Annotated in this window: 5 protein-coding genes; 2 read left to right on the top strand and 3 right to left on the bottom strand. The window is 71.1% G+C overall.

Translation table 11 applies throughout. The annotated features are described in order from the left end of the window. Positions 1-406: 406 nt before the first annotated feature. Positions 407-958, bottom strand: coding sequence for a MarR family winged helix-turn-helix transcriptional regulator (locus tag ABT171_RS32005; protein ID WP_351249887.1), 552 nt, complete (start codon positions 956-958; stop codon positions 407-409). Between the two features lie 110 nt (positions 959-1,068). Between ABT171_RS32005 and ABT171_RS32000 the strand changes: the two genes are divergently transcribed. Then, complete coding sequence (locus ABT171_RS32000; protein ID WP_351249886.1) at positions 1,069-2,358, top strand: MFS transporter; 1,290 nt, start codon at positions 1,069-1,071, stop codon at positions 2,356-2,358. A gap of 57 nt (positions 2,359-2,415) precedes the next feature. On the opposite strand, the gene ABT171_RS31995 is transcribed toward ABT171_RS32000, so the two are convergent. Beyond that, positions 2,416-3,219 (bottom strand): class I SAM-dependent methyltransferase, encoded by an 804-nt coding sequence (locus ABT171_RS31995; RefSeq protein ID WP_351249885.1) that lies wholly within the window; start codon positions 3,217-3,219, stop codon positions 2,416-2,418. A 78-nt stretch (positions 3,220-3,297) separates the two neighbouring features. Here ABT171_RS31995 and ABT171_RS41985 point away from each other — a divergent pair. Next, a protein-coding gene (locus tag ABT171_RS41985) for an IS630 family transposase (RefSeq protein WP_503077280.1) occupies positions 3,298-4,355 on the top strand; the annotation gives its coding sequence in 2 pieces (ribosomal slippage) (positions 3,298-3,744 and positions 3,747-4,355; 1,056 coding nt in all). 78 nt (positions 4,356-4,433) lie between these two features. Here the strand turns inward: ABT171_RS41985 and ABT171_RS31980 are convergent. Next, positions 4,434-6,086, bottom strand: a complete 1,653-nt coding sequence (locus ABT171_RS31980) for an ATP-binding SpoIIE family protein phosphatase (protein WP_351249883.1) — start codon at positions 6,084-6,086, stop codon at positions 4,434-4,436. Between the last annotated feature and the right edge of the window lie 115 nt (positions 6,087-6,201).

The following is a 6,201-nucleotide window of genomic DNA, read 5'->3' as shown; positions in this document are numbered from 1 at the left end:
GGTGTTTCCGACTCTATCAGATCTTTTCTCGATCCGATTTCCTCGGTGCTTTCCAGGTTCCCGCTTTCGCGTTTCCCTTTCCGGCGGTTCCGACTCTATCAGATCCTTTCGGCGTCTGACTCCCAGTCAGCGGGTTTGTCTTCCCGGCCGCTTGGCCGTTCCGACGTCTCAAACCTTAGCGGATCCACTCGGCGATTCCCAATCGGGCCACCGGGCTTCCCTTCGAATTGAATTCGGGCACGCCGAATACAACCCGAACAGGAGATCGTGCTGATGGTGTGAGGGGGTGCCGCTCGGGGCGGCTGAGTGTTGCTGCGGAACCGTTACGGCTCCCTGACAACCCGAAGAACTCTACGGAACGGGGAGGTCCGTGTCAACCGTCCCTGTCAAGATCTTTTCCGTGTCCTCAGTCGAGGTCGCTGAGACGGCCACCGGCGTCCGGCTGGGCGTGTTCCACCCTGATCAGGAGCCTGGTCAGGACCTCGCCGAGGACCGCTCGCTCCGCCGGCGTGAGGTCCTGGAGCAGGTCCTCCTCGAAGACGGTCGCCAGGCGCATTGCCTCCAGCCACTTCTCTCGTCCCTCCGGGGTCAGCTCGACGATGACTCGGACGCGGTTGGACTCGTCCCGTTCACGGGTGACCAGTCCTTCGGAGACCATGCGGTCGATCCGGTGGGTCATCGCGGCCGGGGTGAGGCCGAGGCGCTTGGCGAGGTCACCGGGGCCCATGCGGTACGGGGCTCCGGAGAGGACGAGCGCCTTGAGCACCTCCCACTCGGCGTTGCTGATGCCGAGGGCGGCGGTCTGGCGGCCGTAGGCGACGTTCATGCGGCGGTTGAGCCGGGACAGCGCCGACACGATCTTCTCGACCTGGGGATCGAGGTCCCGGAACTCGCGCTGGTAGGCGGCGATCTGCTCTTCGAGCGTCGGCTCGGTGACGTCGGGGGCTGTGTCGGCCATGGCCGCAGTATCGCACGCGGCGCCTTTGCCTTGAAGTCCTTCGGTGTGTACTCTTTAGCTTCGAACTTTAGCTTCGAAGTCTTCACTCCTAACTAGTGAGAGAGGTGAACGTGACCAGGGCGATGGGCGCAGCGATGCGCCGGATCCACGTGGGCAACGCACTCAGCGCATTCGGGCTCGGCTTCACGGTCCCGTACCTGTACGTCTATGTGGCGCAGGTGCGAGGACTGGGGGCCATGACGGCGGGACTCGTGCTCGCCGTCTTCGCCGTGGCCGCGCTGATCGTGCTGCCGTTCGCCGGCAGGGCGATCGTGCGGCGCGGCCCGCTGCCGGTCCTGCTCGCCGCCCTGGTCACCGCCGCGCTCGGCGCCCTGAGCCTGGGGCTCGCGGGCGGTGCCGCCGCCGTACTGCTGTCGGCCGCGGCGCTCGGTGCCGGGCAGGCCGTGATGCAGCCGGCGCTGGCGACGATGATCGTGGACTGCTCTTCGGCCGACACCAGGTCCCGGGCGTTCGCCATGCAGTTCTTCCTGCAGAACCTGGGGCTCGGTACAGGCGGCCTCATCGGCGGTCATCTCGTCGACACCACGCGCGTGTCGTCGTTCACGCTGCTGTTCGCGATCGAGGCGGCGATGTTCCTGCTGCTGGTCGGTGTGATGGCGACCGTGCGGATGCCGCACTCGCCGCGCATGGAGGATGCACCCGCCGGGTCGGCGAAGGGCGGCTGGAAGCAGTTGCTCGGGAACCGGGCGATGGTGCAGCTGTGTGTGCTCGGCTTCGTGCTGTTCTTCGCCTGCTACGGCCAGTTCGAGTCCGGGCTGAGCGCGTACGGGGTCGAGGCCGCCGGGATATCCACCTCCGCGCTGGGGACGGCCCTGGCCGCGAACACGCTGATGATCGTGGTCGCCCAGTTCGCCGTGCTGAAGTTCGTGGAGCGGCGCCGGCGGTCCCGGGTGATCGCCGGGGTGGGCCTGATCTGGGCCGTGGCCTGGCTGGCCGCCGGGTACGCGGGGCTGGGGCACGGCAGCCAGGAGATGGCGACGGCCGCCTTCGTGTCGACGTACGCGCTGTTCGGGCTGGGTGAGGCGATGCTCTCGCCGACGGTCGCGCCGCTGGTCGCCGATCTGGCGCCGGAGGGCATGGCCGGGCAGTACAACTCGGCGTTCGCCCTGGTCAAGCAGCTGGCGCTGGCCGTCGGTCCGGCGGTGGGCGGGCCGCTCGGCGCCTCGCTGCACGCGCCGTACATCGTGACCTTCCTGCTGTTCTCGCTGGGGATCACCGTCCTGGCGCTGCGGCTCGGGCGGCGGCTCACCGCCGTACAGGACCAGCCGTGGCTGGCGCGGGGGTCCCGGGTGGTCACCCGTGGCGGGGTTCCTGCCGAGCCGGTGGCCGCCGAGGCGTGAGCCTCTCGTGGTCCGCGACGGCCGTCACCTTCGGGTGGCGGCCGTTCTGCGTACCGGTCAGCGGACGGCCGTGACCAGGACGGCGGTGAAAGGAAGCGTCGCTGTGCCGTCCGGGGCGGTGTGGCCGACGACCTCGTCGCGGACCAGCCGGGCCGCCCGGGTGAGGGCCTCCGCGCCGCCGGCCTGCGTGATCAGGCTGCCCCAGAGGGCGGACAGGTGGTCGTGGGCGTAGGTGTCCAGCGGAGGCAGCGCGATGCCGAAGGTGACGTCGCGGTGGGCGGTGGCGCGGTAGCCGGCCGTGCGGAGGGCGGTGATCAGCTGCTCGGCGGTGCAGGAGAACGCGCGGGCGAAGTGGCGGGCCGCGACCGGGCCGCCGTACTCCTGGAGGGCTCGCTGCTGGGCGAGGAAGTAGGGCTGGCGGTCGACCGGAGCCCAGAAGGTGGCGGCGAACCGGCCGTCCGGGCGGGTGACCCGGGCGGTCTCGGTCAAGGTGCCGGCGAGGTCGGTGAAGAACGGGACGCCCTGCTGGCAGACGACCGCGTCGAAGGCGGCGTCGTCGTAGGGGAGGCGGTCGGCGGTGGTTACGGTGAACTCGATGTCCGGGTAGAGGCGCGGATGGCGGTCCCGGGCGACCCGGATCAGGCCCTCGTCGCTGTCGGCGCCGAAGACCCGCCCGGTGGGGCCCACCAGGCGAGCAGCCGCGTGGGCGACGAAGCCCGTGCCGCAGGCGAGGTCGAGTACGGCGTCACCGGGGCCGAGGCCGGCGGCGTCGAGCAGCTCGGCCACGAACGGACCCGTGATCGGGGCGCTGCAGGTGTCGTACCCCTCGGGGCCTTCGGTGTCGCCGTGCCTGGCTGCCATGAGTGAGCTTCTACTGACCTTTGCGGCGTGTTGTCGTTGGGGGCTGACGATGTGTGATCGTCGCGGTATGCCGGTTGTGTGAGATATCCGCAGGGTGGTGGGCTGACGCCTGAACGGCAGGCGTTTCGCGAGCGGATCCGGCTGGAGGCTGCGGAGCGATTCGCTGCGGGTGCCTCCAGCGCTGAGGTCGCCAAGGACTTACGGGTGAGTGTGCGCTCGGTGCAGCGCTGGCGTCGGGCCTGGCACGATGCCGGAGCCGAGGGGCTGCGGTCTGCCGGGCCCGTGTCACGGCCCAAGCTGAGTGAGGCCCTGTTCACCGTGCTCGAGCAGGAGCTCGCCAAGGGACCGGTCGCGCATGGCTGGCCGGACCAGACGTGGACGCTGGCGCGGATCAAGACGCTGATCGGGCGCCGGTTCCACAAGAGCATGACGCTGTCGGCGATCGCGCGGATGCTGCACCGACACGGCTTCAGCCACCAGGTTCCGGCCCGCCGGGCCATCGAGCGCGACGAGGAGGCCGTGGCGGGCTGGGTGAAGGAGACCTGGCCGCAGGTGGAAGGTCCGTGGCGGCGCTCGACGCCTGGCTGTGCTTCGAAGACGAAGCCGGCTTCTCGATGACGCCGCCCACCGCACGGACCTGGGCCCGGCGCGGGCGCACACCCGTCATCCGGGTGCGAGGGCGCTCTCAGCGCCGCTTCTCCGTTGCCGCTCTGGCCTGCTACAAGCAGGGGGAACGCTCACGGCTGATCTACCGGCCCAAGCGGCATGTCGATCACAAGCGGGGCGGTAGACGCAGTTTCACCTGGACCGACTACCGCGACCTGCTGATCGCCGCTCACCAGCAGCTCGGCGCACCCATTGTGCTCGTGTGGGACAACCTCAACGTCCACAAGGACCGCCGACTGCGGGAGTTCATCGGCACCCACGACTGGATCACTTGCTATTTCCTGCCGGCCTACGCGCCGGACCTCAACCCCGTCGAGGGCATCTGGTCCCTGCTGCGGCGCAGCAGCCAGGTGAACATCGCCTTCACCGACCCCGACCACCTCATCAGCACGCTCCGAGGTGGTCTCCGCCAGATCCAGTACCGCAGCAACCTCATCGACGCATGTCTCGCTGGAACCGGACTACGTTGACGACATCACGGCAACAACGTCAGTAACACCGGTCCAGGGGTACGGCCCGGGTGCCACGCGGGCCGGTACGCCCGCCGGTCAGTGCATTCCCTTCGGCAGAACGAACTCGCACCACACCGCCTTGCCGCCGCCCGGGGTGCGGCGGCAGCCCCAGCTGGAGGCGATCGTCGCCACGATGGCGATGCCCCGGCCGGACTCGTCGCCGGGCTCTGCGCGGCGGCGCCGGGGCAGGTGGTCGTCGCCGTCGGTGACCTCGATGATCAGGCGCCGGTCGGTGCGGCGCAGGCGCAGGCGCATGGGCGGGGTGCCGTGCTGGAGGCTGTTGGCGACGAGTTCGCTGGTGGCGAGGACGCCGAGGTCGTGCAGTTCGGCGGGGAAGCGCCAGCTGGTGAGGACGCCGGTGGCGAAGGCACGCGCGCGGGGTGCGGCTTCGACGCCGCCGAGGAGTTCCAGGGCGGCGTTGCGGAAGAGCTCGCCGTCGGGGCCCGTACGGGCGGGGTGCTGGAGGACGAGGACGGCGACGTCGTCGTCGTGGTCGGCGGTGACGCCGGCCGAGCGGACCAGGCGGTCGCAGACGACCTGCGGGGTGCCGGTGGCGCCGGCGAGGGCGCCTTCGAGTGCGGCGATGCCCTCGTCCAGGTCCTCGTCGCGGCGCTCGACCAGGCCGTCGGTGTACAGGACGGCGGTGGCACCGGGGCCGAGGGCGATGGAGCCGGAGGAGTGGATCCAGCCTCCGGTGCCGAGCGGCGGGCCGGTGGGTTCGTCGGCGCGGGAGACCGTGCCGTTCTCGTCGCGGACCAGGATCGGCAGGTGGCCGGCGGAGGCGTACACCAGGCGGCCCTCGTTGGGGTCGTGGACGGCGTAGACGCAGGTGGCGATCTGGTTGGGGTCGATCTCGGTGGCGAGGCCGTCGAGGAGCTGGAGCACCTCGTGCGGGGGCAGGTCGAGGCGGGCGTACGCCCTGACGGCCGTCCGCAGTTGGCCCATCACGGCCGCCGCGCGCACCCCCCGCCCCATGACGTCCCCGATGACCAGGGCGGTGCGGCCGCCGCCGAGGGTGATCACGTCGTACCAGTCGCCGCCGACCGCGGCCTCGGTGCCGCCGGGCTGGTAGGTGGCGGCGATCCGGAGGTCGTCGGGCTGTTCCAGTTCCTGCGGGAGGAGGGAGCGCTGGAGGGTGACGGCGGTCTCGCGCTGGCGGCGTTCGCTGGCGCGCAGGCGTTCGGCGGCCTCGGCGTGGTCGGTGACGTCGGTGGCGAAGACGAGCACGCCGCCGTCGCGGTCGCCGTCCTCGGCGACGGGGGTGCAGGTGAACGTGTAGGAGCGGCCGTCGACGGCCTTGCGGGACTTCAGGGTGCGGGGCTTGCCGCTGCGCAGCACCTGGTCGAGGAGCGGGAGGAGGCCCAGTTCGGCGAGCTCCGGGAGCGCCTCCCGCGCGGGCGCGCCGGTGGGCCGTGCGCCGAAGGCCGCCGTGTAGGCGTCGTTGACGTACCCGATGCGGTGGTCCGGGCCGTGCACGAGCGCGACGAGGGCCGGGACGCGGTCGAGTACCTCGCGCGAGGGCAGTTCGTCGACGGCGGGCACCGGGGATGTGTCGTCGGACGGCTGTTCGGCGCGGGCCGCGGGCACGGAGCCTTCCCCCCGCCGGTCCGGGGAGACCGGGGGCTCGGTCCGCGCGGCGGCGCGGCGCTGCGTTCCGGGGAGCCGGGCGCTCCAGCGCGTGAAGTTCACTTGGGAAGAAGCCTCGTGGGTGCTGTGGGCGGGTGGGTGGCCCGTCCGCGGACGTGGGGCAGTCTGGCAGGGGCGGCGCCGCGGCGACATCCGTCAGACGCCTGGGCGGGCCGGG

The organism is Streptomyces sp. NPDC001851 (assembly GCF_040297165.1).
Classification (GTDB): domain Bacteria; phylum Actinomycetota; class Actinomycetes; order Streptomycetales; family Streptomycetaceae; genus Streptomyces.
Note: the sequence above shows the minus strand (reverse complement) of the source record. Positions and strands in the feature narration are given on the sequence as shown.

What these genes read in the sequence shown, in the direction of transcription:
- ABT171_RS31995 (WP_351249885.1), bottom strand. Translation starts at nt 3,219, where the DNA reads ATGGCAGCCAGGCACGGCGACACCGAAGGCCCCGAGGGGTACGACACC.
- ABT171_RS32005 (WP_351249887.1), bottom strand. Translation starts at nt 958, where the DNA reads ATGGCCGACACAGCCCCCGACGTCACCGAGCCGACGCTCGAAGAGCAG.